Below are 23,295 nucleotides of genomic sequence, written 5' to 3'. Positions count from 1 at the left end.
ATGTCGGCTGTTTAGACCAGATGCTGTGCACCATTCGCGGTGATCGTGGACCCGTTGATAAAACCCGCATCATCACTGACTAGGAATACAACCGCGCGGGCGATTTCTTCGGGTTCGCCCAAGCGGCCGGTCGGGATTTGCGCCACGATAGAGTCGCGCACCTTCTCAGGCACCGCCATCACCATATCCGTCGCGATATAGCCGGGGCAGATCGCATTCGCGGTAATATTGGCACGCGCGCCTTCCTGAGCGAGTGATTTCACAATGCCCAGATCGCCTGCTTTGGTCGCGGCATAGTTCACCTGGGCGAACTGACCTTTCTGCCCGTTGATAGAGCTGATGACGACGATGCGACCGAATTTTCGTTCGCGCATGCCAGGCCAAACCGGGTGGATCGTATTGAAAACACCCGTCAAATTGGTGCCAACCACTTCGTTCCACTGGTCGGGCGTCATCTTGTGGAAAGGTGCGTCGCGGGTGATACCTGCGTTCGCTACGACCACGTCGATCGGGCCTAAATCTTCTTCGACTTTGGCAATCCCGGCCTTGGAATCGTCATAGTCGGCGACGTTCCACTTGTAGGTTTTGATGCCCGTGGTTTCTGTAAACTGCGCGGCTGCCTCGTCGTTCCCGGCATATGTTGCCGCGACGGTGTATCCTGCGTCTTTCAAAGCTGTGGAAATAGCCGCCCCGATCCCGCGGCTTCCCCCTGTTACAAGTGCAACACGTGACATAAATCTCTCCCCTTAAGGCAATGTTGTTTCGTTTGCCTTGTTAATTTCGTAATTTAATTACGTGGAGAATTTGTAGTCAGGCTTGAAATTCATTGCAACAGTTTACGCAGGGAAAAAGCAGATGTTTTTCGCGTGGCGCGCGTTCTTGCCGAACACGCGCCACGCTTGATCGATTATACAGCGTTATGGGCGCTCAAGACACATGGCCACGCCCATGCCGCCGCCGATGCACAGGGTCGCGAGGCCTTTTTTCGCGCCGCGCCGCTGCATCTCGAACAAAAGGGTGTTCAGGATGCGCGCGCCGGAGGCACCGATGGGGTGGCCGATTGCGATGGCACCGCCGTTCACGTTCACGATCGATGGATCCCACTCCATGTCCTTGTTGACCGCGCAGGCCTGCGCCGCGAAGGCTTCGTTGGCTTCAACAAGGTCTAGATCCTCGGCCTTCCAACCCGCTTTCTCAAGCGCTTTACGCGATGCATAGATCGGGCCGGCACCCATGATCGTCGGGTCCAGGCCAACGGTCGCATAGGACGCGATGCGCGCCAAAGGTGTGATGCCGCGCTTTTCGGCGTTGTCTGCGGACATCAGCAATGCGCCAGCGGCCCCGTCGTTCAGGCCGGACGCATTGGCTGCGGTGACGGAACCGTCTTTGGTGAAGGCGGGGCGCAGTTTCTGCATCGCTTCCATCGTGGCACCGTGGCGGATGTATTCATCTTGATCGACAACCACCTCGCCCTTGCGGGTTTTGACAGTGAAAGGCACGATTTCGTCCTGGAATTTACCGGCCTTCTGGGCGGCTTCGGCTTTGTTCTGCGAGGCCACCGCGAATGCGTCTTGGGCGTCGCGGCTGATATCCCATTTAGCGGCAACGTTTTCAGCTGTTTGACCCATGTGGTACCCGTGGAACGCATCCCACAGACCGTCGCGGATCATCGTATCGATAAGTTGCATGTCGCCCATTTTCTGGCCCGGACGCAGATTTTGTGCGTGGGGGCTCATCGACATGTTTTCCTGACCACCGGCTGCCACAATATCGGCGTCGCCCAATTGGATGTGCTGCGCTGCCAAAGCGACCGCGCGCAGACCGGAGCCGCAGACCTGGTTGATCGACCATGCCGCACTTTCGATGGGCAGACCCGCGTTCACATGGGCCTGACGGGCAGGGTTTTGCCCCTGAGCGGCGGTCAGAACCTGACCCAGAATTGTTTCATTGACCTCGGAAGGGTCGATGCCTGCGCGGGCGACGATCTCTTTCAGCACCGCGGCGCCCAGATCGTGCGCGGGTGTATTTGCAAAGGATCCGCTGAAGCTGCCGACAGGCGTGCGCGCTGCGGATGCGATGACAACGTTGGTCATATGTGTTCTTCCCCTGAACTACTGACGTGGGGTAATATAATACGGCGTTTTCCCGTTCCCCCGTCTTCTATGGTTTGGACATATCCCATTGCTGCACATGCGGCAATCGCGCCATGTTCGCTTACGCATTTTTGCGCTCTTCCGGCGTGCTCTGCCAGTAGGGTTGGGTGGTTGGTGCGCCATACAGAAAGCCCTGTTGGCAATCGACCCCAAGCGCGAGAAGCAGGGATGCATCGTCTTGATTTTCCACCTGTTCGGCGACGGTTATCATGTCGAAGTTGCGCGCGATCGACACCATGATCGACACGATTGCACGATTGTCGGGGTGGTCGCTTACGCCACGGGCGAACTGCCCGTCGATCTTCAGAATGTCAAAGAACATCTCTTTCAAATAGCGGATGGCGATGTAGTCAGAGCCAAAGTTATCCAATGCAAAGCAAACGCCCCGTGTCTGGAGCTGGTCCATAAAGCTGGCGACAAGTTCTGGCATCTGCATCGCCGATTTTTCGCTAATTTCCAGAATGAGACGTTCGCCAATGGTACCGTCGCGCGACAGCCACCGGTTCAAAAGGGTCGTCCATCCCGCATACCCGATAGAGCGCGCGGACATGTTGATCGAAAGGCGCAACCCTTTGTTTTCGCTCAGCGCGGCAAGCCCCGCATGGAGCGACAGCACATCAATCTCGCGGCCAAGCTGGGTCTTCTCGACCACGGGCATGAATTCGCGGGCGGGAATGACGCGACCGGTGGGATCCAGAATGCGAATGAAACCTTCGTAAAAGGCGATTTTTGGGTCGTCCGCGTCCCGCATGACAGGCTGGTATGCCATCAATGTCTGATTATGCGCGACAGCAGCCCTGACCATGGCCAATGTGCTGCCGTCGCGTTGGGTCAGCGCGTAGTCGAGCGGGTTTTTCGTTCCCTCGGGCAGATCGGCGAGCGGGTGTGGTGATATATCTTCCAAAGTGGCGCTTCCATTTATCGCTGTACTCATGTCACCTTGGCGCGGAAACTTGTAACGCCGGGTTAACGCGGCAATGCAGTACAAATTTTAGCCATCCGGCCAGATCCGTCGGAGAAGGGGATGCGGATGCAGCGGTGTGACTGGGCGGGGCCAGAGCAAATTTATCTGGATTATCATGACACTGACTGGGGTGTGCCGGAGTATGACAGCCGCGCGCTTTGGGAAAAATTGATCCTTGATGGCTTTCAGGCAGGGCTGAGTTGGATCACGATACTTAAAAAGCGAGAGAATTTCCGCGAGGCTTTTGCCGGTTTTGACCCTAGTGTCATCGCCACATGGGGCGAAGCCGAGGTTGAACGCTTGCTCGCCAACCCCGGCATTATCCGCCACCGCGGAAAGATAGAGGCGGCGATTACAAATGCACGCGTTTGGCAAGAGATTGAAAAGAAGGAGGGATTTGATCGGTACTTATGGAAATACGTGGGGTTCGAGCCACTGCAAAACCGGTTTGAGCGTCAGTCGGATGTTCCCGCATGGACGCCGCTTTCAAAGCAGATATCGGCTGACTTGAAAAAACAGGGGTTTAAGTTCTGCGGCCCGACAATCGTCTATGCGTTTATGGAGGCTGTGGGCATGGTGAATGACCATTTGACGTGCTGTCCCCGTCATCAGGCTGTCGCGCAAATGCCCAAACATGACTGGGACGCTGGCTAGGCCACTGTGACCGTGTTAGGCGGTAACGGTACTTAGGCGCTTTGCGAGTTGGTCAAGCATCACAATTGTGTCGCCGCTGGTCGAGAATGCCTTGGTGCGGCAGTAGTCGACGTTGACCACGATATCGCGATGACATGCTGCCTCTGGCGAGGTCTGGACCGCGTTCTTTACCACGTCAGCGATGTTGAGCGTGGATTGCGTTTTTAGCGCGGGCGAGAGCGCGGCGAAGGTGCCGTTTGATCGATATGTCACGATAAGGTTCAGGCTGCTGAGCGCATCGGTCAATCTGCGTGCCAATCCGACGGAAAACTCGACGCGCTGGTCTTGCGGAACCTGCGAAAGCACATCCGCAAAGTTCTGCAGCACGATCACAGCAATCTGCATGCCACCACCAAACTCGGATTGCATGCGCATAATGCAGTTTTCAAAGGCGTCCTGCGGGACAAGGCCGCTCTCGGAAAGCTCGGAGGGCGACATCGGCCGGTCGAGCGCGAGCTCTTTCAGAACGTCGAAATTCTCTTGGTTGGGGGATTCATGCGGGCGTTTCAGGTGCCGGACAAATTCGGCGTTGCGCATTTCTGCACCATGAATACGTGCCTCAAGGTCGAAGAACTCGAACGGTTTGATGATATAGTCCCACGCGCCCGCCACGAAGGATTTCGCGATGCTTTCGCTGTTCTTTACCCCGGTGAGCATGATGATGGGCACGAATTCGTACCCGTCGATTTGTCGGATGTGGGGGATCAGTTCTACGCCGGACATTTCCGGCATCTGGATGTCGAGCAGGAGGCAGTCGAAAATAACCGGCGCGCTATGGATGACTTCAAGCGCCTCCTTGCCGGAGGCGGCCGTGCGGACATATTCGTGATCTTGCGTCCAAAGATATTCTTCTAGCAAATTGCGCAGATCTTGATTGTCCTCGACGGCCAAGATCCTCATGCGCGTGGTCTTTCGACGCGATGCACCACAACTGCGTTATGAGTTCCGATGAAGTGCATTGGATGCAAACAGTATCCGCCGCGATAGCCCATGTTATGCGTCACACTAGCCCCCTCAAACCGTTCAACACCTTGATGCTGCGTGACAATCGTTAACATTTCAACTTAAAAGTGCCCGCTTTAACTTTTTGTTAACGATTTTGGCGATTTTAAGGCAACGTTCGGCGGGTCACATGACGTAGGGCGGCGGAGCGTTCATCGAAATGCGCATTTTCACGGACTTCCCGGCCGCTACTGCCTAATAAGCTACGATTTGAGGCTAATTGGCCCAAGTTCGTGCATTGACTCCAACCCGCAGCACCGTATAAGCGCCGCTTGATTGGTGTTGGTGGACCCCGCAAGGGGAACCCTGTCAGGCTTCGGCCAGAGGACAACGCCCTTTACCGCCCGTCGCAATCCTGCGGGGGCCTCAAAAAGGAGAACAGCCGTGACTAAGCGTACAGCTGCCAAGCACAAAATTGACCGCCGTATGGGCGAAAACATCTGGGGCCGTCCTAAGTCCCCAGTGAACCGTCGTGAATACGGCCCCGGCCAGCACGGTCAGCGCCGCAAGGGCAAAATGTCCGACTTCGGCATTCAGCTGCGCGCCAAGCAGAAGCTGAAAGGCTACTACGGCGATCTGACCGAAAAGCAATTCCGCCGCATCTACGGTGAAGCCGAGCGTGTAAAAGGTGACACAGGTGAAAACCTGATCGGTCTGCTGGAGCGTCGTCTGGACGCAGTTGTATACCGCGCCAAATTCGTCGCGACCGTTTTCGCTGCGCGCCAGTTCGTGAACCACGGCCACGTCAAAGTGAACGGCAAGAAGGTTAACATTCCTTCCTACCGCGTCAAAGAAGGCGACGTGATCGAAGTGCGTGACCGTTCCAAGCAAATGGTTGCCCTGCTCGAAGCGACACAACTGGCAGAGCGTGACGTGCCTGACTACATCGAGGCGGATCACTCCAAGATGACAGCGACATTCGTGCGCACCCCCGCTTTGGGCGACGTGCCATACCCTGTCATGATGGAACCAAACCTCGTGGTCGAATTCTACGCGAAGAACTAAGGTTCCTCGCATATCAATGCCGAAGGGGCCACGCTGGAAAGACCGGCGTGGCCCTTTTTGCGTTTGGTGACGCGCCTTTAGCGCGGGGCCATATGACGCTGGGACAAGATCGTAGTGGCGCTGGCGACGGCGCGCGTTTATGGTCCGCCCGACAGGAGACATGACAGATGACAACCGCTATTCGCCCGCAACCCGGCATTATGGACATCGCGCTGTATCAAGGCGGGGCGTCCCATGTGGCGGGACTTGATAATGTGATCAAGCTCAGCTCGAACGAGAACCCGCTTGGCCCGTCCGACGCGGCCGTCAAAGCGTTCCGCGATGCGTCCTATGATCTGCACCGCTATCCGTCCTCTGATCATACCGCGCTGCGTCAGGCGATCGCGCAGGTGCACGGGCTGGACGCTGACCGCATCATTTGCGGGGCCGGCTCGGACGAGATCATCGCCTTTTTGTGCCAGGCGTTCTCGGGCGAGGGGACAGAGGTGCTGCACACGGTGCACGGCTTTGGCATGTACCGGATCTCCGCGCTGGCCAACGGCGCGACCCCGGTCGAGGTGCCCGAAAACGAACGGGTCACGGATGTGGATGCGCTGCTCGCGGGGTGCACCGACAAAACGCGGCTGGTGTTCATTGCGAACCCGAACAACCCCACCGGCACCATGATCGGGCTGAGCGAGATTGAACGTCTTGCCGCCGGTATCCCCAAACAGGCAATTCTGGTGCTCGACGGGGCCTATGCCGAATATGTCGAAGGCTATGACGGCGGCGCGGCTTTGGTCGATAGCCACGATAATATCGTGATGACGCGGACGTTCTCCAAGCTGTACGGTCTGGGCGGGCTGCGGATCGGTTGGGGCTATGCTCCGGCGCATATTATCGACGTGCTGAATCGTGTGCGCGGGCCGTTCAACCTGTCGCAGGCCGCGCTGAATGCCGCGACGGCGGCGATCAAGGATACCGGCTACGCCGCCCATTGCCGGAGCGAGAACGCCAAATGGCGCAGTTGGATGGCTGATGCGCTGGCAGAGATCGGCGTGCCGTCTGACGTGTCTTGCGCGAACTTCATCCTCGCGCGTTTCAAGTCGCAGGACGAGGCCGAGGCTTGTGATGAATACCTCAAGTCCCAAGGATTGATCGTGCGGCGCGTGGCGGGCTACCAGCTGCCGACCTGCTTGCGGATCACCGTGGGCGATGAAAGCGCATGCCGCCGCGTGGTGCATGCGATCCGACAGTTTAAAGGCGACTGATATGCCCGTAATTTATGAGAAAGTCGCGCTGATCGGCTTGGGGCTGATCGCCTCTTCGATGTTCTGGGCGATGAAGCGCGGCGGGCTTGCGGGCCATGTGTCGGGCTTTGCGCGCAGCGCCGAAACCCGCGACACCGCCCGCGAGATTGGCCTGTGCGACGAGGTCTGCGATTCCATTGCCAAGACGGTGAAAGACGCGGATCTTGTGGTGCTTTGTGTACCCGTCGGCGTCATGGGGTCGGTCGCGGCCGAGATGGCCGGGCATCTCAAACCCGGCTGCACGGTGACGGATGTTGGGTCGGTCAAGGCGGATGTGATCGCGCAAGTGGGCCCACTGCTGCCCGACGGGGTGCATTTCATCCCGGCACACCCTTTGGCGGGGACCGAACACTCCGGCCCACGCAGCGGCTTTGCAGAGCTTTTTGACAACCGCTGGTGCCTGCTGGTGCCTGTGCCCGACACCAACGCCAATGCGATCTCGCGGTTGCGGAACCTTTGGGATGGTATGGGTGCCAATGTCGAGGAAATGGATGCGGAGCATCACGATCTGGTGCTTGCGGTGACCAGCCATGCGCCGCACTTGATCGCATATACGATGGTGGGCGTGGCCGACGACCTGCGCCGCGTAACCGATAGCGAAGTGATCAAATATTCCGCCGCGGGCTTTCGCGACTTTACTCGCATCGCTGCAAGTGATCCGACCATGTGGCGCGATGTGTTTTTGACCAACAAGGAGGCCACGCTCGAGATTCTGGGCCGCTTTACGGAAGAGCTTTTCGCATTGCAGCGCGCGATCCGTATGGGGGATGGCGATCATCTGCATGATTACTTCACCCGTACCCGGGCGATCCGTCGCGGGATTATCGAAGCGGGGCAGGACACGGATGCGCCGAACTTTGGTCGCCAACCCGGCAATAAATGATCCGGGCGGCGCTGATATACGCGCTGCTTTCCGGTGCCGCACTGGCCGGACCCGATACCTCTTTGCGCCCGCCGGCCGCGGCCGGGGGTGCTGCGCTGACACCCCAAGGGTCGATTGCCACGCCGCCGCGCAATGCGGGGGCCAAACGCGCGATAGCGGCCACGGGCGGGATCGCCTCCTCGTTACGGCCCAGCCTGCGCAGCCGTAAGGCAGAGCAAGCGGCCAAGGCCAAACGCCGCCTGCTGGCCAAGGGCGCGGTATGCGGAGATATTTCCATTCAGGGCAAAGCGATCGGGCGCGTGCAACCCAAGCTAAAGGGCTGCGGCGTCAGCGATGCGGTGCAGATCCAGTCGGTATCGGGCGTACGGTTGAGCCAAGCGGCGGTGATGGACTGCAAGACTGCCAAAGCATTGAAAACATGGATTGATCAATCGGCAAAGCCCGCTTTTGCCGGTCAGGGTGGCCTGCGCGGGCTGCGTGTCGCCGCGCATTACGCCTGCCGGACGCGCAACAACCAGCCGGGTGGCAAGATATCAGAACACGGGCGCGGGCGGGCGATCGATATCTCGGGTTTCCAGATGCACAGCGGCGCTGAGGTCAGCGTGTTGAAGGGCTGGAATGCCCCCGCCAGCCGTAAGGCCATGCGTCGGGTGCACAAGGGGGCCTGCGGGCCGTTTGGCACCGTGCTTGGCCCGAAAGCGAACCGCTTCCATCTGGATCACTTTCATTTCGACACGGCGCGGTATCGCAAGGGGACCTACTGTCGTTGATTTAACGCAATTCAGCGCAAGATAATCTTGGGTGCTCGGCCCAAGGGGATGAACCCCATAGACATTTTTCCGTCCTTCACGGTGATGTCCAGATCCAGCGCATCGGTGTTTCCCGACATTTGCGCCAACCCCTTCAGCATTTGTTCCGCTTGGGGGCGGAAGTTGGGGGGGATGTACCCCGCGCTCTCGGCCATGGTCAGCATCGTCGGCCAGTCTTGTGCCGCGACCGACAATGTCCCTGTCGCCAGACCATCTTCGGCGACTGCAATTGTGCCGCTCAGGGACAGGGCAATGTCGCCCCAGGCAAGCTCGGCATGACGCAGGTCGATCACGCGGGGCTGGGGGCGGGTCCGGCCAAGGGCCTTACGGTCCCACAGCCGGTCAAAGGTGATGGTCGCTTTGGCGGTGACGGTGTCAAACGCCTCTGCCCAATTGTCGGGCAGGCCGAACAGACCGCGCAGTGCAGCACTGGGGGTGACGTTTTGCGCGTCCAGCGCCAGATCATAGATCGGCTGGCCGACGGTCTGTTGCACAGCGCTAACGTTCAACCCGCGCCCCTCGACAGGGCCGGTGACGGGCAGGTCAAGCACCCAGGCACCGCCGTCCAGCGTCAACCGGTCCAGCTGGCCGGAAACACTGGGGCGTAGGCGCAGATTGGTTGTCACGTCCTCGGCCGACAACATGGCGCGCAAGTTGGGGCCGGACAGGCCAAGTTCGATATAGGGCGAGGCAACGGTGACATATCCGGGCCAGTATGCGGGGGTAGAGATGTCGATGCGCTTTGCCGCGACGGCACTGGCGATCCCGCGCCCGGCACTTTGGGCCGGCGGGGTCAGGGTCACATCGGTCAGACGGGTTTGCAACCGCGTGGGGAAGCCCTGCTTTTTCATTTCGCCCACGTCTGCCTGCCACCCGGCTGCGCGGCGCGTTTCGATCAGTTTCGCGATGCCCCGCTGCAATCCGGACGAGGCAGCGACCCACCATCCGCACCAAACCGCCGCCAGAACGACAATAACCAACACGACCTTGCCCATTTTACCCAACACCTTATTAACGCCTGCGATAGCGCAGCTTTAAACAAGCCAATGATAAAGGACCAGAGACATGGCAATGTGGGTGTTCGGTTACGGCAGCTTATTGTGGAAACCGGGGTTTGACGTCGCGGAAAGCGTGATCGGGCGGTTGCCCGGGTATGCGCGGTCTTTCTGCATGCGCTCCATCCACCACCGTGGCTCGGTCGAACGTCCGGGGCTTGTGCTGGCGCTGGATGCGGATACCGGCACGGCCTGCGATGGCATGGCGCTGCGCGTGGCACCGGGCACCGAAGAGGCGACGCTGGCATATTTGCGCGAACGCGAGCTTGTCTCGTCGGCTTATGTAGAGAAAACCCTGGATGTGCAGCTAGAGGACGGGCGCACGGTTGCGGCTTTGGTCTATGTGATTGACGCGGAACATGACCAATACTGCGGCGGCTTGCCGCTTGAAGAGCAGGCGCAGATCATCTCGGGCGCGGTTGGCGGCATGGGGCCGAATACCGAATATCTGTTCAACACCGCGTCGCATCTAACGCAGATCGGGCTGCATGATCCGTCGCTGGCGTGGCTACACGACCGCGTAAAGACTTTATGCGCATAAACCCGTGGCATAACCGTCAGGATTAAGTGTAGGCTGCGGCAACAGAAGCACAAAAGTGTCAGGAGCCACGAGGCATGGCGCAGTCAGATCGCGAATCCAAACCACAGTTTTCCCAGCCGGTGCGGCAGATCACGCTGATGCTGATCGCCCTCGGGCTGACCTGCATCGGGGCTTTTCTGGCGCTGCCAAGCGTTTTGCCTATTTTTGCGGCGAACCCCTATTTGAACGGGGTCATCATTGTCGTCTTCTTCATCGGTGTGATCGCCTGTTTTTATCAGGTGGTGCAGCTGATCGGCTCTGTGCGCTGGATCGAGAATTTTGCCTCTGACGCGCCCAATGCCGATGCCGTCGCCCCGCAGCTGCTGGCACCGCTGGCATCGCTGCTGCGCACACGCGGCGCGCGCATGCAGGTGAACGCGACCTCTACCCGCTCTATCCTGGATTCCGTCGCCACCCGCATCGACGAAGCGCGCGAGATCACGCGTTATATCGTCAACATGCTGATCTTCCTCGGGCTTCTGGGCACGTTCTACGGCTTGGCGACGACCGTACCGGCGGTGGTTGAAACCATCCGCAGCCTCGCCCCGCAAGAAGGGGACGGCAGCACCGATATGTTCGCGCGCCTGATGACAGGGCTGGAATCGCAGCTTGGCGGTATGGGGGTGGCGTTCGGGTCGTCCCTTTTGGGGCTGGCGGGGTCGCTGGTGGTTGGCTTGCTTGAACTCTTTGCCGGTCACGGGCAGAACCGCTTTTATCAAGAGCTTGAAGATTGGCTTAGCTCGATCACCCGCGTTGGTTTTTCCTCGGGCGAGGACGGGGCGTCGGATCAAAACGCGGTGGCTGGTGTGCTGGATCACATGGCCGAACAGATGGACAGCCTGCGTCAGCTGATCGGACAATCGGCGGAAAGCCAGACCGCGTTGAACAGCAAGATCGGTGCGCTGGCCGCCACGATGGAGGAACTGTCGGCGCGAGCCGCACAGACCGATACGCCGGCCGAAAGCCTTGATCGGATCGCCAAGGGGCAGGAGCGTATGGTGGCCGTGCTTGAAGGGCAGGGTGAACACGAACGCGCGGATGCGGAAAGCCGGATGCGCCTGCGGTCGATCGACGTGCAGATGCTGCGTATTCTCGAAGAGATTTCGGCCGGACGACAGGAGACTATGGCCGAGTTGCGCAAGGATATATCCTTGCTGGCCAAGGCGCTGTCGGCCCCGCGTGGCGCTGAGCCGCGCCGCTTGCGCACCCCTGACCGCACCGACACCGAGGGCAGCTGATCATGGCGCTTTCCCGACGCACTGGGGCACGGTTTCAGGGCTCGATCTGGCCGGGATTCGTGGATGCGATGACGGGTCTTTTGCTGGTGCTGATGTTCGTGTTGACCATCTTTATGGTGCTGCAAGCCGTTCAGACCCAGCGGATCAACGGCCAAGAGAACGAGCTGAATTCACTGTCGGGCGAAGTCGCGGCACTGGCGCAAGCGCTTGGGATGGAACGGCAAACCACGGCCGAGCTCGAGGCAGAACTGGGGACGCTGAACACATCCCTCACCGCTGCGCGCGATCAGGCGGCAGAGCAGGCGGCGATGATCGCCTCCTTGACCGCGACACGCGATGCGCAGGCCGCACAGCTTGACGCGGCAGAGGCCAAGATCACCGGTTTCGAGGCGCAGGTGGCAAGCCTGTTGTCCCAACGGGATGCGGCGGTCGCCCGTGGAGAGGCGCTTGAGACGCGTCAAGAAGAACTGCTGAGCGCGCAAGAGGCGTTGAACCTTGCCTTGGCGCAGGCGCGGTCAGAAACGGACGCCCAGGCCGAAGCCGCCCGCCTTGCCGCCGCCCGCCGTGATGCGCTCACGGCGCTGGTGGATGATCTGCGGGCGCAAAATGAGGATGCGCAGGCCGCATTGGAAACCGCCGCCGCGCAGAACGCCGCCGCGCTGTCAGAGGCCGAAGCCGCTCGTCTGGCCGAAGCCGCCGCCGCTGAACGCTTGCGCGAAAAGCTGGAAAATGCCGATGCAGAGCTGACCGCAATGACGCTGGCGCTAGAGACGCAGCGCCAAGAGGCCGAGGATACGCTGACCCTGCTGGCCGCCGCCCGCGCTGCCAAGGAAACGCTGGATGCCGAACTTGCCGCTGCGCTGGCGGAAACCGAAACTCTTGAGGCAACACAGGCCGATCGGGCAGAGCTGCGCGCCAAACTGGCGGATGCGCTTGCTGCAAAGCTTGCCGCTGAGAACCGCGCCGAGGCAGAGCTGTCGGATGCAGAGAAACAGGCTGCTTTGCTGGATGCTGCCCGGTCCAAGCTGGCGCAGGAAGAAGCGGCGACTGCCGCGGCACAGCGCCAGACAGAATTATTGAACCAGCAGGTCGCCGCCCTGCGCGGCCAGTTGGGGGAGCTGCAATCCCTGCTGGATGATGCCGTCGCACGCGATGCCGCGAAAGAGGTGCAGTTGCAATCGCTGGGGTCAGACCTGAACACCGCCCTCGCACGGGTCGCCGCCGAAGAACGCCGCCGCGCCGAGCTTGAAGCGGCTGAACGTGCGCGGCTTGAGGCCGAGACGAAGAACCTCGAACAATACCGGTCCGAGTTCTTTGGCCGCTTGCGCGCGCTTCTGGGCAATCAGGAGGGTGTGCGCATCGAGGGGGACCGTTTCGTCTTCTCTTCCGAGGTGTTGTTCCCCCCGGGGGCCGCCACGCTCTCCGCCGATGGTCGCGGAGAGATCGCCAAGGTCGCCGGTATCCTGCGCAACATCGCGGCCGATATCCCGCCTGAAATCGACTGGGTCATTCGCGTAGACGGGCATACCGACAACCAGCCGCTGTCGGGGTTGGGCGAATTTGCGGATAACTGGGAGCTTAGTCAGGCGCGCGCCCTGTCGGTGGTCAAATATATGATCAACTTCCTCGGGATTGCACCGGAACGGCTGGCCGCGAACGGCTTTGGCCAATATCAGCCCGTTGCCAGTGGCAACACCGAAGCCGCCCGCGCGCAAAACCGCCGGATCGAGCTTAAGCTGACCGAGAGGTAGCGTTATTTGACCTCGATTTCCGTGCTGCGTTGGCTGATGATCTGCAGGCCGCGGATCATCGTCACCGTGCCGGTATAGGTGCCCGCGGGCCAGTCCACGCGGCCACGTTTGCCGATGGCGCGAAAGGCTTGGGCCTGGGTTTTGGTCAGCGTCACATCATCTGCGATCACCATGCCGTCAGGGCCGGTGATGGACAGGTTCACGATGTCATCCGCCCGCGTGCCAAACATGTAGCCCCAGACAACCAGCGCATCCGCATCCACGGGCAGGGACGCCGCCGCTGCCTCGCCTTGTTTGATGGCGTCATAGGCGGGGACCGCATCGGCAAAACCAATGCTGATCAGCCCACCGGCGCGGTAGTCGGGCCGTTCGGCCCAAAGGTTGCTGTCACCGGGCGCGTCGCAGCTGGTGGTCCCATCGGGATCGAAGGGATCAACGACGGCCCCGTCTTTGCGCACCGACAGATGCACATGGGGGAAGGCGGCCTTTCCCGACTGCCCGACAAAGCCGATGGTGTCGCCCGAAGCGACCTCTTGCCCCTTGGTAACGCTGACGGAGCCTTGTTTGAGGTGGCAGTACTGGGTTTCCCAACCGTTCCCGTGGTCAAGCACGACGCCGTTGCCACATTCCTTACCGTCGATATCGGCGGCGTTTTCGCTGGTGTAGCCGCTGTCAGCCATACCGTCGCGCATACCGGTGACACGGCCTGCGGCGCTGGCAAGGACGGGGATGTTGTCGGCGATACGGGCCCGGCTGGACAGTGCAAAATCCGTGCCTTTGTGCCCGTCATAGCTTAGCGCGGCACAGGTGAAATCCATCGCATCAGACGACGGGTCGCTATCGACATACTGCTGGATGAAGCAGTCTGTGCCAAGGTCGCAATCAAGGGGAGGGGAGATAAGAAAACCCTCTGCCAGCACGGGGCTGGCAAAGGGCAGGGCAAGCGCAAATACGGCGCTGCGTGGTATCATTCAGCTGTCAGCAACGGTGGCTTGTTGCCCGTCAGCTTGGGGTTTTCCGACCCGAGGATCGTCAGGTCCAGCTCGCCCTTCTTGACGTTGACCTTGACCACACCACCTTTCGCCAGCTTACCGAACAGCAACTCTTCGGCGAGGGGCTTTTTGATGTGCTCTTGGATGACGCGTCCGAGGGGGCGCGCACCCATCCGTGCATCATAGCCTTTGTCGCCCAGCCATTCGGCGGCTTTGGTGGACAGTTCAATCGTCACGTTGCGGTCCATCAGCTGAGCTTCAAGCTGCAGCACGAACTTCTCGACCACCCGCAAGATCACATCTTTCGGTAGCGGCGCAAAGCTGATCACCGCGTCCAGACGGTTGCGGAATTCGGGCGTGAAGGTCCGTTCGATTGCGGCGGTATCCTCGCCGGTGCGACGGTCACGGCCAAAGCCGATCGCTTCTTTCGCCTGCTCGGACGCGCCTGCGTTCGACGTCATGATCAGCACGACATTGCGGAAATCCACTGTCCGGCCGTTATGGTCCGTCAGCTTGCCGTGATCCATCACCTGCAACAGGATGTTGTAGACGTCCGGGTGGGCTTTCTCCATCTCGTCGAGCAGCAGAACGCAGTGCGGGTGCTGGTCAACGCCATCGGTCAACATGCCGCCCTGATCAAACCCGACATAGCCGGGAGGGGCACCGATCAGGCGGGAAACGGCGTGTTTCTCCATGTACTCAGACATGTCGAAACGCAGCAGTTCCACACCAAGCGTGTCGGCCAGCTGTTTCGCCACCTCGGTCTTACCTACACCTGTCGGCCCTGCGAACAGGTAGTTGCCGATGGGTTTTTCGGGCTCGCGCAGGCCGGCACGGGCCAGTTTGATCGCGGACGACAGGGCTTCGATCGCCTTGTCCTGACCGAAGACGACGCGTTTCAGCGATGCCTCAAGATCCTTGAGCACAATCACATCATCCTTGGACACGTTCTTGGGCGGGATGCGCGCGATCTTGGCGACCACGGCTTCGACTTCTTTGGTGCCGATGGTCTTGCGCCGTTTAGAGGCGGCCAGCAGATGCTGCGCCGCGCCCGCTTCGTCGATCACATCGATGGCGGAGTCAGGCAGTTTGCGGTCGTTGATATAGCGGTGCGCCAATTCAACCGAGGTCCGGATCGCGTCAGAGGTATATTTGACCGAGTGGTGATCCTCGAAATAGGGTTTGATGCCGCGCAGGATTTTCACCGCATCCTCGACCGAAGGCTCGTTCACATCGATCTTTTGGAAACGACGCGCAAGGGCACGGTCTTTTTCGAAGTGCTGGCGGAATTCCTTGTAGGTGGTCGACCCCATTGTGCGCAGCTTGCCGCCCGCAAGCGCGGGTTTCAGCAGGTTGGAGGCATCCATCGCGCCACCGGATGTGGCACCGGCACCGATAACGGTGTGGATCTCGTCTATGAACAGGACGGCGTTGTCATGTTCTTCCAGCTCGGTCACGACGGCTTTCAGACGTTCTTCGAAATCACCGCGGTAGCGGGTGCCGGCCAACAAAGCGCCCATGTCGAGCGAATAGATCGTGGTTTCGGCCAAGACCTCGGGCGTTTCACCAGCAACGATCTTGCGCGCCAGCCCTTCGGCGATGGCGGTTTTCCCGACACCGGGGTCACCCACCAGCAGCGGATTGTTCTTGCGGCGGCGGCACAGCACCTGAATGCAGCGTTCCACCTCGTCCGACCGGCCGATCAGCGGGTCAACGTCGCCTTCGCGGGATTTCGCGTTCAGATCAACGGTGTATTTCGCCAGCGCGGATTCTTTCTTGTCGCCATCGGTGACACCTTGGGCTTCTTCCTCGTGATCCGGCGCACCGGACACGGGGCGTGGTTCACCGAAAGCCGGATCCTTGGCGACGCCATGCGCGATGTAATTGACCGCATCATAGCGCGTCATATCCTGTTCTTGCAGGAAGTAGGCGGCGTTACTTTCGCGTTCCGCAAAAATCGCGACCAGCACGTTCGCGCCGGTCACTTCGGTCCGACCAGAGGATTGCACATGGATCGCCGCACGCTGGATCACCCGCTGGAACGCTGCCGTTGGCACCGCTTCGGAGCCGTCAACATCGGTGACCAGATTGTTCAGGTCTTCATCGACAAATTCGACCAGCGTTTCGCGCAGTTCGGTCATATCGACGGAACAGGCTTTCATCACCTGCACGGCGTCGGGTTCGTCGATCAGGGCCAAAAGGAGATGTTCAAGCGTAGCGAATTCATGTTTGCGCGCATTGGCAAGGGCCAGCGCCGCGTGAATGGCTTGTTCTAGGGTAGACGAGAATGAAGGCACAGGCGTGCTCCTTTTCGATCTGTGTCGGAGGGGGCGTCAGAAACAGGACGCGCCGCAACCGAGCATGGCCTCATAGTATTAGAGTTTGGTTGATCACGGCGCAGCTTCAAGGTTTTTCTGCAATATCGCTGTCACATTTATTGTGAACGTCGATTTTAGACCATGATTGCGGCGGTCAGAAACGGTCTTTGCGCGCGCGAATTTCGGCAAACACATCGGTGTCGGTGGCGTTGACCATCCCCAGTTGCGCACGGATGCCCGGATCGGACGGGCGCAGGAAGGGGTTGGTTTCAAGTTCCGTTGAAAGCGTCGAGGGAACTGTCGGCTCGCCATCAGCACGGGCCTGATCGATCTCTCTTGCACGAGATATAAGTGCCGCGTTTTCCGGATCAACCGTCAGGGCGAATTTTGCGTTCGACTGCGTGTATTCGTGACCCGAACATACGGTGGTATCGGCGGGCAGGCGCATCAGCTTTTGCAGGCTGTCCCACATCTGCGCGGGCGTGCCTTCGAACAAACGACCACAACCAAGCGCCATCAGGCTGTCGGCGGTAAAGACGCATTTGGCCGCGGGGACGTGAAAGGCAATATGCCCGACGGTATGGCCCGACACATCGATCACATCGACCGTATGCGCGCCGAAGGTGAAGGATTGCCCGTCGTCATAGGCCGCGTCCAGCGGGGGCAGGCGTTCGGCATCAGCCTTGGCACCGATCACGCGGGCAGGGTGGTCGGCAATCAGCGCGGGCACGCCCTGAATGTGGTCGGGGTGGTGATGGGTTATCCAGATTTCTGTCAGCGTCCAGCCCAGTTCGTCCAGCTTGGCAGCGATCGGCGCGGCTTCGGGCACGTCGATCAAGGCGACCTTGCCGCTGGTCTGGTCGCGCAGCAGGAAGGCGTAGTTGTCGGACAGGCAGGGGATGGTCACAAGATCAAAGGACATGGCAGCGGCTCCGGTCGGGGTTTCGGGGTGCGGATCACCACGCTAGCGCGGGCAGGGCGGTGCTGCAAACGGGTTTCGCGCAGTCCGCTCTTTTGCGGCGCGTGGCTTTGGTCTAGGGTCGGGGCGATCCACCCAACAAGGCCCTTTGTCCATGCACCTTGATGTCCAAGACCTGCGCAACTTTTACTATCGCAGTGCCCTTGGCCGCGCGGCGCAGCATTCCTTGCGTACCCGCATGCTTGAGCTTTGGCCCGAGGCCAAGGGCCAGACCGTTGTGGGCTTTGGTTTCGCGGCCCCCTTGCTGCGCCCCTATCTGGCGGATGCGCGGCGGGTGATGACGCTGATGCCGGGGCCGCAGGGGGTCATGCCTTGGCCCGCAGGCATGCCCAATACCTCTGTGCTAACCGAAGAAACGCTTTGGCCGATCGAAACCGGACATGTCGACCGGCTGGTTCTGATGCACGGGCTTGAAACGTCTGACCGACAGGGCGACCTGCTAGAGGAATGCTGGCGCGTGTTGGGGCCGGGGGGCAGGGCGCTGTTCATCGTGCCCAACCGTGCAGGGTTCTGGGCGCGTAGCGATATCACGCCCTTCGGATACGGGCGGCCCTATTCGCTGGGGCAGCTCGAAACGCAACTGCGCAAACACCAGTTCCTGCCCGAGCGCCAGTTGGGTGCGCTGTATCTGCTGCCCTCGACCAGACGGACGTTCCGGCGCGCGGGGCCGCTGTTTGAAAAGGTCGGGCGGCACATGCCGACGATCATGGCGGGCGGGGCGTTTATGGTCGAGGTGACCAAGCTGGTGTACCCGCCCAAGGGCAAGGTTGCACGCACGCCAGCGCGCCGGTCGATCCGCGTTTTGGAAGGGGTCGGCGCGGTGACGCCTTCGGCAGTTTAGGCGGCCCTGCCGCAGCCTATGTGACCCCCGCGCCACGGCGGCAAGAATCGCTGCCACACCCGAAATTGCCGGATGTCTATTGATTTTTAGGCAGGTTGATCAGGTCAAAGCGTCGCAGGGGTGCATTGCGCTAAGAATAAGGGGCGCTTTCCTGTGGCAACCTCACTATACTGTGTTGCGGGATGCGGGTCCGTCTGCTACATCCGCCCTGATTTAGACGTCTTGGGTAATTTCAAGTCGCGCCAACACCCCGGTGACGCGATGTATTCGCTTATCCGGCCCTGACGTATGAGAGGATGGACGTGTCCGAAACAGCATCAATCTCTACAGGTATCGCACAACGCTATGCGACCGCCGTGTACGAGCTGGCCCAAGAGGCCAAAGCCCTTCCCCAGATCGAGAAAGATCTTGATGCGCTGCAAGCCGCATTGGCCGAAAGCGAAGATTTCCGCGATCTGATCAATTCGCCGATCTACACGCGCGAACAGCAAGCCGCGTCGATCAGTGCCATCGCCAAAAAGATGGACCTGTCCCAGACGCTCGCCAGCACGCTGGAACTGATGGCCAACAAGCGCCGTCTGTTCGTCCTGCCGCAGCTGGTACAGAACCTGCGTGACATCATCGCCGTCGAAAAAGGCGAAGTGACTGCTGATGTGATTTCGGCCAAGGCGCTGACCAAAGCGCAGTCCGAAAAGCTGTCCAAGTCGCTCGCCGCGACCACAGGCAAAAAAGTAACGTTGAATGCGACCGTTGATGACTCCCTCATTGGCGGTCTTATCGTAAAAGTGGGCTCTAAGATGATCGACACGTCGATCCGCGCAAAGCTCAATTCCCTCCAGAATGTAATGAAAGAGGTCGGATAAATGGGTATCCAAGCTGCAGAGATTTCTGCGATCCTGAAGGACCAGATCAAGAACTTTGGTCAAGAAGCAGAAGTTGCCGAAGTTGGCCGCGTTCTGTCCGTTGGTGATGGTATCGCTCGCGTGTATGGTCTGGACAACGTCCAGGCTGGCGAGATGGTCGAATTCCCCGGCGGCATCATGGGCATGGCCCTGAACCTCGAGACAGACAACGTCGGTGTTGTTATCTTCGGTTCCGACCGCGACATCAAAGAAGGCGATACCGTCAAGCGCACCAACTCCATCGTGGACGTGCCAATCGGCAACGGCCTGCTGGGTCGTGTCGTTGACGGTCTGGGTAACCCCATCGACGGCAAAGGCCCCATCGAATCCACCGAGCGTGGCCTCGCGGACGTTAAAGCCCCCGGCATTATCCCACGGAAATCGGTGCACGAGCCAATGGCGACTGGCCTGAAATCCGTTGACGCGATGATCCCCGTTGGCCGTGGCCAGCGTGAGCTGATCATTGGTGACCGTCAGACCGGTAAAACTGCCGTTGCTCTGGACGCGATCCTGAACCAACAGCAGATCAACGACGCCGCAGGCGACGACGAGAGCAAGAAAATGTACTGCGTGTACGTTGCGATCGGCCAAAAACGTTCGACTGTTGCCCAGCTGGTTAAAAAGCTCGAAGAAACAGGCGCGATTGACTATTCCATCGTTGTTGCCGCCACCGCGTCCGAGCCTGCACCAATGCAGTACCTCGCACCATACTCCGCAACAGCTATGGCGGAATTCTTCCGCGACAACGGCCGTCACGCGCTGATCATCTATGATGACCTTTCCAAGCAAGCCGTGTCCTACCGCCAGATGTCCCTGCTGCTGCGTCGTCCGCCCGGGCGTGAAGCTTACCCAGGTGACGTTTTCTATCTCCACTCCCGTCTGCTCGAGCGTTCGGCGAAGCTGGGCGATGACGCAGGCAACGGCTCTTTGACAGCTCTGCCGATCATCGAAACCCAAGGTGGTGACGTTTCCGCGTTTATTCCAACCAACGTGATCTCGATCACCGACGGTCAGATCTTCCTGGAAACCGAATTGTTCTACCAAGGTATCCGTCCTGCTGTGAACACCGGTCTGTCGGTTTCGCGCGTTGGGTCCTCGGCTCAGACCAAAGCGATGTCTTCTGTTGCTGGTCCGGTTAAACTGTCCTTGGCTCAGTACCGCGAAATGGCGGCCTTTGCTCAGTTCGGTTCCGACCTTGATGCCTCCACTCAGCAGCTGCTGAACCGTGGTGCGCGCCTGACAGAGCTGATGAAGCAGCCTCAGTACTCCCCCCTGACCAACGCGGAAATCGTCTGCGTGATCTATGCGGGTACAAACGGCTACCTCGACAAGATCGACGTCAAAGAAGTCGGCCGCTTTGAAGCGGGCCTGCTGGCGCACCTGCGCAGCAAGCACGCCGACCTGATGGCTGACATCACCAACAACGACCGCAAGGTGAAGGGTGAGCTGGAAGACAAGATCAAAGCTGCCATCGATTCTTTCGCCGCTGACTTCGCTTAAGGGAGGGAGGGCACATGCCAAACCTCAAGGACCTAAAAAACCGGATCGCGTCGGTCAAATCGACCCGCAAGATCACGAAAGCCATGCAAATGGTTGCCGCGGCGAAGCTTCGCCGCGCGCAGGAAGCTGCCGAGCAGTCCCGCCCCTACACAGAGCGTTTTAACGCTGTGATGTCGCGGTTGGCTGCATCGGTAGGTGGGTCTGACACCGCCCCCAAACTGCTGAGCGGCACGGGGTCGGATCAGGTTCACCTGTTGGTTGTCATGACCGCTGAACGTGGCCTGTGCGGTGGCTTTAACGCCAACATCGCCAAGCTTGCCAAAGCCCATGCCCGTGGCCTTATCGCCAAGGGTAAGGAGGTCAAGATTTTGACCGTTGGCAAGAAAGGCCGCGACAGCATCCGTCGTGACTTTGGCGACCTTTTGGTCGGTCACGTTGACCTCAGCGATGTCAAGCGCCTTGGCTATGCCGATGCGCAGGGGATCGCCAAGGACGTACTTGGCCGTTTTGACGCGGGTGAATATGACATCGCCACGATCTTCTATTCGAAGTTCGTGAACGTCGTCAGCCAGATCCCGACGGCACAGCAGATCATCCCGGCGACCTTCGAAGAGACCGAAGGCGCGGACGAGGCGACGACACTGTTCGACTACGAGCCCAGCGAAGAGGCCATCCTGGCCGACCTGCTGCCGCGCGGCGTTGCAACGGCGATCTTCTCGGCTCTGCTGGAAAACGCGGCCTCTGAACAGGGTGCCCGGATGTCGGCAATGGACAACGCTACACGGAACGCCGGTGACATGATCGAAGATCTGACCATCGAGTATAACCGTTCGCGTCAGGCCGTCATCACCAACGAGCTGATCGAAATCATTTCCGGCGCGGAAGCGCTGTAGGACAAATCGGAGAAACGACATGGCAAATGCAGTCGGCAAAATCACACAAGTCATCGGCGCCGTCGTCGATGTGCAGTTCGAGGATCACCTGCCAGAGATCCTCAACGCTGTTGTAACTGAAAACCACGGCAAGAAACTGATCCTCGAAGTGGCTCAGCACCTTGGCGAAAACACCGTGCGTACCATCGCGATGGACGCGACCGAAGGTCTGGTTCGCGGCCAGCGCGTCGAAGACACAGATGCGCCAATCTCGATCCCAGTGGGCAACGCCACATTGGGCCGTATCATGAACGTTGTTGGCGAAGCCATCGACGAAAAAGGCGACATCCAATCGGCCGAGCGTCGCTCGATCCACGCGGACGCGCCCGAATTCGCGGAACAGTCGACCACATCCGAAGTGCTGGAAACAGGCATCAAGGTGATCGACCTTCTGGCACCTTACGCCAAGGGTGGTAAAATTGGTCTGTTCGGTGGTGCCGGTGTTGGTAAAACCGTTCTGATCATGGAACTGATCAACAACATCGCCAAAGTGCACTCCGGTTATTCGGTTTTCGCGGGCGTTGGTGAACGTACCCGTGAAGGGAACGACCTGTACCACGAGATGATCGAATCCAACGTTATCAACCCTGATGATCTGGAAAAATCGCAGGTTGCGCTGGTGTACGGCCAGATGAACGAGCCTCCCGGAGCGCGTATGCGCGTTGCTCTGACCGGTCTGACACTGGCCGAACAGTTCCGCGACCAATCCGGTACCGACGTTCTGTTCTTCGTCGACAACATCTTCCGCTTTACCCAAGCCGGTTCCGAGGTTTCGGCTCTGCTGGGTCGTATTCCTTCGGCCGTGGGCTACCAGCCAACACTGGCGACCGACATGGGTGCGATGCAAGAACGTATTACATCGACCAAATCCGGTTCGATTACATCGGTTCAGGCCGTTTACGTTCCTGCGGATGACCTTACCGACCCTGCGCCCGCGACATCCTTTGCGCACCTTGACGCGACAACCGTTCTGGACCGTTCGATCTCTGAAAAGGGTATCTACCCTGCTGTTGATCCGCTTGGCTCCACATCGCGTCTGATGGACCCATCCATCGTTGGCGAAGAGCACTACAACGTGGCACGTGACGTTCAGGGTATCCTGCAACGCTACAAGTCGCTGCAGGACATCATCGCGATTCTCGGCATGGACGAACTGTCGGAAGACGACAAACTGACCGTTGCCCGTGCGCGTAAGATCGAACGCTTCCTGAGCCAGCCTTTCGACGTTGCGAAAGTGTTCACCGGTTCCGACGGTAAGCAGGTTCCACTGGAAGAGACAATCACCTCCTTCAAGGCGGTTGTTGCCGGTGAATACGATCACCTGCCCGAAGGTGCCTTCTACATGGTTGGCGGCATCGAAGAAGTGAAAGCGAAAGCTGAAAAAATGGCGGCAGACGCCGCTTAAGGAG

Annotated in this window: 21 protein-coding genes; 13 read left to right on the top strand and 8 right to left on the bottom strand. The window is 59.6% G+C overall.

What is annotated here, in order from left to right; genetic code table 11:
- Positions 1-11 precede the first annotated feature (11 nt).
- The 3 genes from phbB to C1J04_RS13435 form a co-directional block, all read right to left on the bottom strand.
- Complete coding sequence (gene phbB, locus C1J04_RS13445) at positions 12-734, bottom strand: acetoacetyl-CoA reductase (RefSeq protein WP_005849603.1); 723 nt, start codon at positions 732-734, stop codon at positions 12-14.
- A gap of 183 nt (positions 735-917) precedes the next feature.
- Positions 918-2,093: an acetyl-CoA C-acetyltransferase gene (locus C1J04_RS13440; protein ID WP_114865382.1), complete on the bottom strand. Its 1,176-nt coding sequence runs from the start codon at positions 2,091-2,093 to the stop codon at positions 918-920.
- 121 nt (positions 2,094-2,214) lie between these two features.
- Positions 2,215-3,057 (bottom strand): EAL domain-containing protein, encoded by an 843-nt coding sequence (locus C1J04_RS13435; protein WP_009825218.1) that lies wholly within the window; start codon positions 3,055-3,057, stop codon positions 2,215-2,217.
- Between the two features lie 126 nt (positions 3,058-3,183).
- Between C1J04_RS13435 and C1J04_RS13430 the strand changes: the two genes are divergently transcribed.
- Positions 3,184-3,771, top strand: coding sequence for a DNA-3-methyladenine glycosylase I (locus C1J04_RS13430; protein WP_037953873.1), 588 nt, complete (start codon positions 3,184-3,186; stop codon positions 3,769-3,771).
- Positions 3,772-3,786: 15 nt separating this feature from the next.
- On the opposite strand, the gene C1J04_RS13425 is transcribed toward C1J04_RS13430, so the two are convergent.
- Complete coding sequence (locus C1J04_RS13425; protein ID WP_009825216.1) at positions 3,787-4,710, bottom strand: response regulator; 924 nt, start codon at positions 4,708-4,710, stop codon at positions 3,787-3,789.
- Between the two features lie 486 nt (positions 4,711-5,196).
- Here C1J04_RS13425 and rpsD point away from each other — a divergent pair, with 486 nt between their 5' ends.
- The 4 genes from rpsD (at position 5,197) to C1J04_RS13405 (ending at position 8,759) form a co-directional block, all read left to right on the top strand.
- Entirely contained in the window at positions 5,197-5,817 is a 621-nt protein-coding gene (rpsD, locus tag C1J04_RS13420; protein WP_005849596.1) for a 30S ribosomal protein S4, read from the top strand.
- Positions 5,818-5,984: 167 nt separating this feature from the next.
- Positions 5,985-7,067, top strand: a complete 1,083-nt coding sequence (gene hisC / locus C1J04_RS13415; RefSeq protein WP_037953872.1) for a histidinol-phosphate transaminase — start codon at positions 5,985-5,987, stop codon at positions 7,065-7,067.
- Between the two features lies 1 nt (position 7,068).
- Positions 7,069-7,989 carry a prephenate/arogenate dehydrogenase family protein gene (locus tag C1J04_RS13410; protein WP_005849593.1) on the top strand — a complete coding sequence of 307 codons (921 nt, stop codon included), beginning with the start codon at positions 7,069-7,071 and terminating at the stop codon, positions 7,987-7,989.
- On the top strand, positions 7,986-8,759 hold the full coding sequence (locus tag C1J04_RS13405) for an extensin-like domain-containing protein (protein ID WP_009825214.1): 774 nt from the start codon (positions 7,986-7,988) through the stop codon (positions 8,757-8,759). The genes C1J04_RS13410 and C1J04_RS13405 overlap by 4 nt, the downstream gene beginning before the upstream one ends.
- 11 nt (positions 8,760-8,770) lie before the next feature.
- On the opposite strand, the gene C1J04_RS13400 is transcribed toward C1J04_RS13405, so the two are convergent.
- Positions 8,771-9,793: a DUF2125 domain-containing protein gene (locus tag C1J04_RS13400; protein WP_009825213.1), complete on the bottom strand. Its 1,023-nt coding sequence runs from the start codon at positions 9,791-9,793 to the stop codon at positions 8,771-8,773.
- 70 nt (positions 9,794-9,863) lie between these two features.
- Between C1J04_RS13400 and C1J04_RS13395 the strand changes: the two genes are divergently transcribed.
- The 3 genes from C1J04_RS13395 to C1J04_RS13385 all read left to right on the top strand — a co-directional run bounded on the left by C1J04_RS13395 (position 9,864) and on the right by C1J04_RS13385 (position 13,422).
- The gene (locus C1J04_RS13395) at positions 9,864-10,394 is read left to right on the top strand and encodes a gamma-glutamylcyclotransferase (RefSeq protein ID WP_037953871.1); all 531 of its coding nucleotides are present in this window, start codon (positions 9,864-9,866) and stop codon (positions 10,392-10,394) included.
- Positions 10,395-10,468: 74 nt separating this feature from the next.
- Complete coding sequence (locus C1J04_RS13390; protein WP_005849585.1) at positions 10,469-11,671, top strand: hypothetical protein; 1,203 nt, start codon at positions 10,469-10,471, stop codon at positions 11,669-11,671.
- Between the two features lie 2 nt (positions 11,672-11,673).
- A complete protein-coding gene (locus tag C1J04_RS13385; protein WP_009825211.1) occupies positions 11,674-13,422 on the top strand; it encodes a peptidoglycan -binding protein in 1,749 nt (582 codons plus the stop codon).
- A 2-nt stretch (positions 13,423-13,424) separates the two neighbouring features.
- On the opposite strand, the gene C1J04_RS13380 is transcribed toward C1J04_RS13385, so the two are convergent.
- The 3 genes from C1J04_RS13380 to gloB form a co-directional block, all read right to left on the bottom strand.
- Positions 13,425-14,393 (bottom strand): M23 family metallopeptidase, encoded by a 969-nt coding sequence (locus C1J04_RS13380; protein WP_009825210.1) that lies wholly within the window; start codon positions 14,391-14,393, stop codon positions 13,425-13,427.
- Positions 14,390-16,711 (bottom strand): ATP-dependent Clp protease ATP-binding subunit ClpA, encoded by a 2,322-nt coding sequence (gene clpA, locus C1J04_RS13375; protein ID WP_005849580.1) that lies wholly within the window; start codon positions 16,709-16,711, stop codon positions 14,390-14,392. Before clpA ends, C1J04_RS13380 begins: the two co-directional genes overlap by 4 nt.
- Before the next feature lie 175 nt (positions 16,712-16,886).
- Positions 16,887-17,654 (bottom strand): hydroxyacylglutathione hydrolase, encoded by a 768-nt coding sequence (gene gloB, locus C1J04_RS13370; protein ID WP_009825209.1) that lies wholly within the window; start codon positions 17,652-17,654, stop codon positions 16,887-16,889.
- Between the two features lie 151 nt (positions 17,655-17,805).
- Here gloB and C1J04_RS13365 point away from each other — a divergent pair, with 151 nt between their 5' ends.
- The 5 genes from C1J04_RS13365 to atpD all read left to right on the top strand — a co-directional run bounded on the left by C1J04_RS13365 (position 17,806) and on the right by atpD (position 23,291).
- Positions 17,806-18,552: a methyltransferase domain-containing protein gene (locus C1J04_RS13365; protein WP_009825208.1), complete on the top strand. Its 747-nt coding sequence runs from the start codon at positions 17,806-17,808 to the stop codon at positions 18,550-18,552.
- A 302-nt stretch (positions 18,553-18,854) separates the two neighbouring features.
- Positions 18,855-19,415 carry a F0F1 ATP synthase subunit delta gene (locus C1J04_RS13360; protein WP_174226613.1) on the top strand — a complete coding sequence of 187 codons (561 nt, stop codon included), beginning with the start codon at positions 18,855-18,857 and terminating at the stop codon, positions 19,413-19,415.
- A complete protein-coding gene (gene atpA, locus C1J04_RS13355; RefSeq protein WP_005849573.1) occupies positions 19,416-20,954 on the top strand; it encodes a F0F1 ATP synthase subunit alpha in 1,539 nt (512 codons plus the stop codon).
- Positions 20,955-20,968: 14 nt separating this feature from the next.
- Positions 20,969-21,847: a F0F1 ATP synthase subunit gamma gene (locus tag C1J04_RS13350; protein WP_009825207.1), complete on the top strand. Its 879-nt coding sequence runs from the start codon at positions 20,969-20,971 to the stop codon at positions 21,845-21,847.
- A gap of 19 nt (positions 21,848-21,866) precedes the next feature.
- Complete coding sequence (gene atpD / locus C1J04_RS13345) at positions 21,867-23,291, top strand: F0F1 ATP synthase subunit beta (protein WP_009825206.1); 1,425 nt, start codon at positions 21,867-21,869, stop codon at positions 23,289-23,291.
- Positions 23,292-23,295 lie beyond the last annotated feature (4 nt).

This window comes from Sulfitobacter sp. SK025 (assembly GCF_003352105.1).
Taxonomy (GTDB): Bacteria; Pseudomonadota; Alphaproteobacteria; order Rhodobacterales; family Rhodobacteraceae; genus Sulfitobacter; species Sulfitobacter pontiacus.
This window is presented reverse-complemented; position numbering and strand designations above follow the sequence as displayed.

Excerpts from the sequence above, each read along its gene's own strand:
- phbB (WP_005849603.1), bottom strand. The coding sequence starts at position 734 with ATGTCACGTGTTGCACTTGTAACAGGGGGAAGCCGCGGGATCGGGGCG.
- C1J04_RS13440 (WP_114865382.1), bottom strand. The coding sequence starts at position 2,093 with ATGACCAACGTTGTCATCGCATCCGCAGCGCGCACGCCTGTCGGCAGC.
- C1J04_RS13430 (WP_037953873.1), top strand. The coding sequence starts at position 3,184 with ATGCAGCGGTGTGACTGGGCGGGGCCAGAGCAAATTTATCTGGATTAT.
- C1J04_RS13425 (WP_009825216.1), bottom strand. The coding sequence starts at position 4,710 with ATGAGGATCTTGGCCGTCGAGGACAATCAAGATCTGCGCAATTTGCTA.
- hisC (WP_037953872.1), top strand. The coding sequence starts at position 5,985 with ATGACAACCGCTATTCGCCCGCAACCCGGCATTATGGACATCGCGCTG.
- C1J04_RS13410 (WP_005849593.1), top strand. The coding sequence starts at position 7,069 with ATGCCCGTAATTTATGAGAAAGTCGCGCTGATCGGCTTGGGGCTGATC.
- C1J04_RS13405 (WP_009825214.1), top strand. The coding sequence starts at position 7,986 with ATGATCCGGGCGGCGCTGATATACGCGCTGCTTTCCGGTGCCGCACTG.
- C1J04_RS13400 (WP_009825213.1), bottom strand. The coding sequence starts at position 9,793 with ATGGGCAAGGTCGTGTTGGTTATTGTCGTTCTGGCGGCGGTTTGGTGC.
- C1J04_RS13395 (WP_037953871.1), top strand. The coding sequence starts at position 9,864 with ATGGCAATGTGGGTGTTCGGTTACGGCAGCTTATTGTGGAAACCGGGG.
- C1J04_RS13390 (WP_005849585.1), top strand. The coding sequence starts at position 10,469 with ATGGCGCAGTCAGATCGCGAATCCAAACCACAGTTTTCCCAGCCGGTG.
- C1J04_RS13385 (WP_009825211.1), top strand. The coding sequence starts at position 11,674 with ATGGCGCTTTCCCGACGCACTGGGGCACGGTTTCAGGGCTCGATCTGG.
- C1J04_RS13380 (WP_009825210.1), bottom strand. The coding sequence starts at position 14,393 with ATGATACCACGCAGCGCCGTATTTGCGCTTGCCCTGCCCTTTGCCAGC.
- gloB (WP_009825209.1), bottom strand. The coding sequence starts at position 17,654 with ATGTCCTTTGATCTTGTGACCATCCCCTGCCTGTCCGACAACTACGCC.
- C1J04_RS13365 (WP_009825208.1), top strand. The coding sequence starts at position 17,806 with ATGCACCTTGATGTCCAAGACCTGCGCAACTTTTACTATCGCAGTGCC.
- atpA (WP_005849573.1), top strand. The coding sequence starts at position 19,416 with ATGGGTATCCAAGCTGCAGAGATTTCTGCGATCCTGAAGGACCAGATC.
- C1J04_RS13350 (WP_009825207.1), top strand. The coding sequence starts at position 20,969 with ATGCCAAACCTCAAGGACCTAAAAAACCGGATCGCGTCGGTCAAATCG.
- atpD (WP_009825206.1), top strand. The coding sequence starts at position 21,867 with ATGGCAAATGCAGTCGGCAAAATCACACAAGTCATCGGCGCCGTCGTC.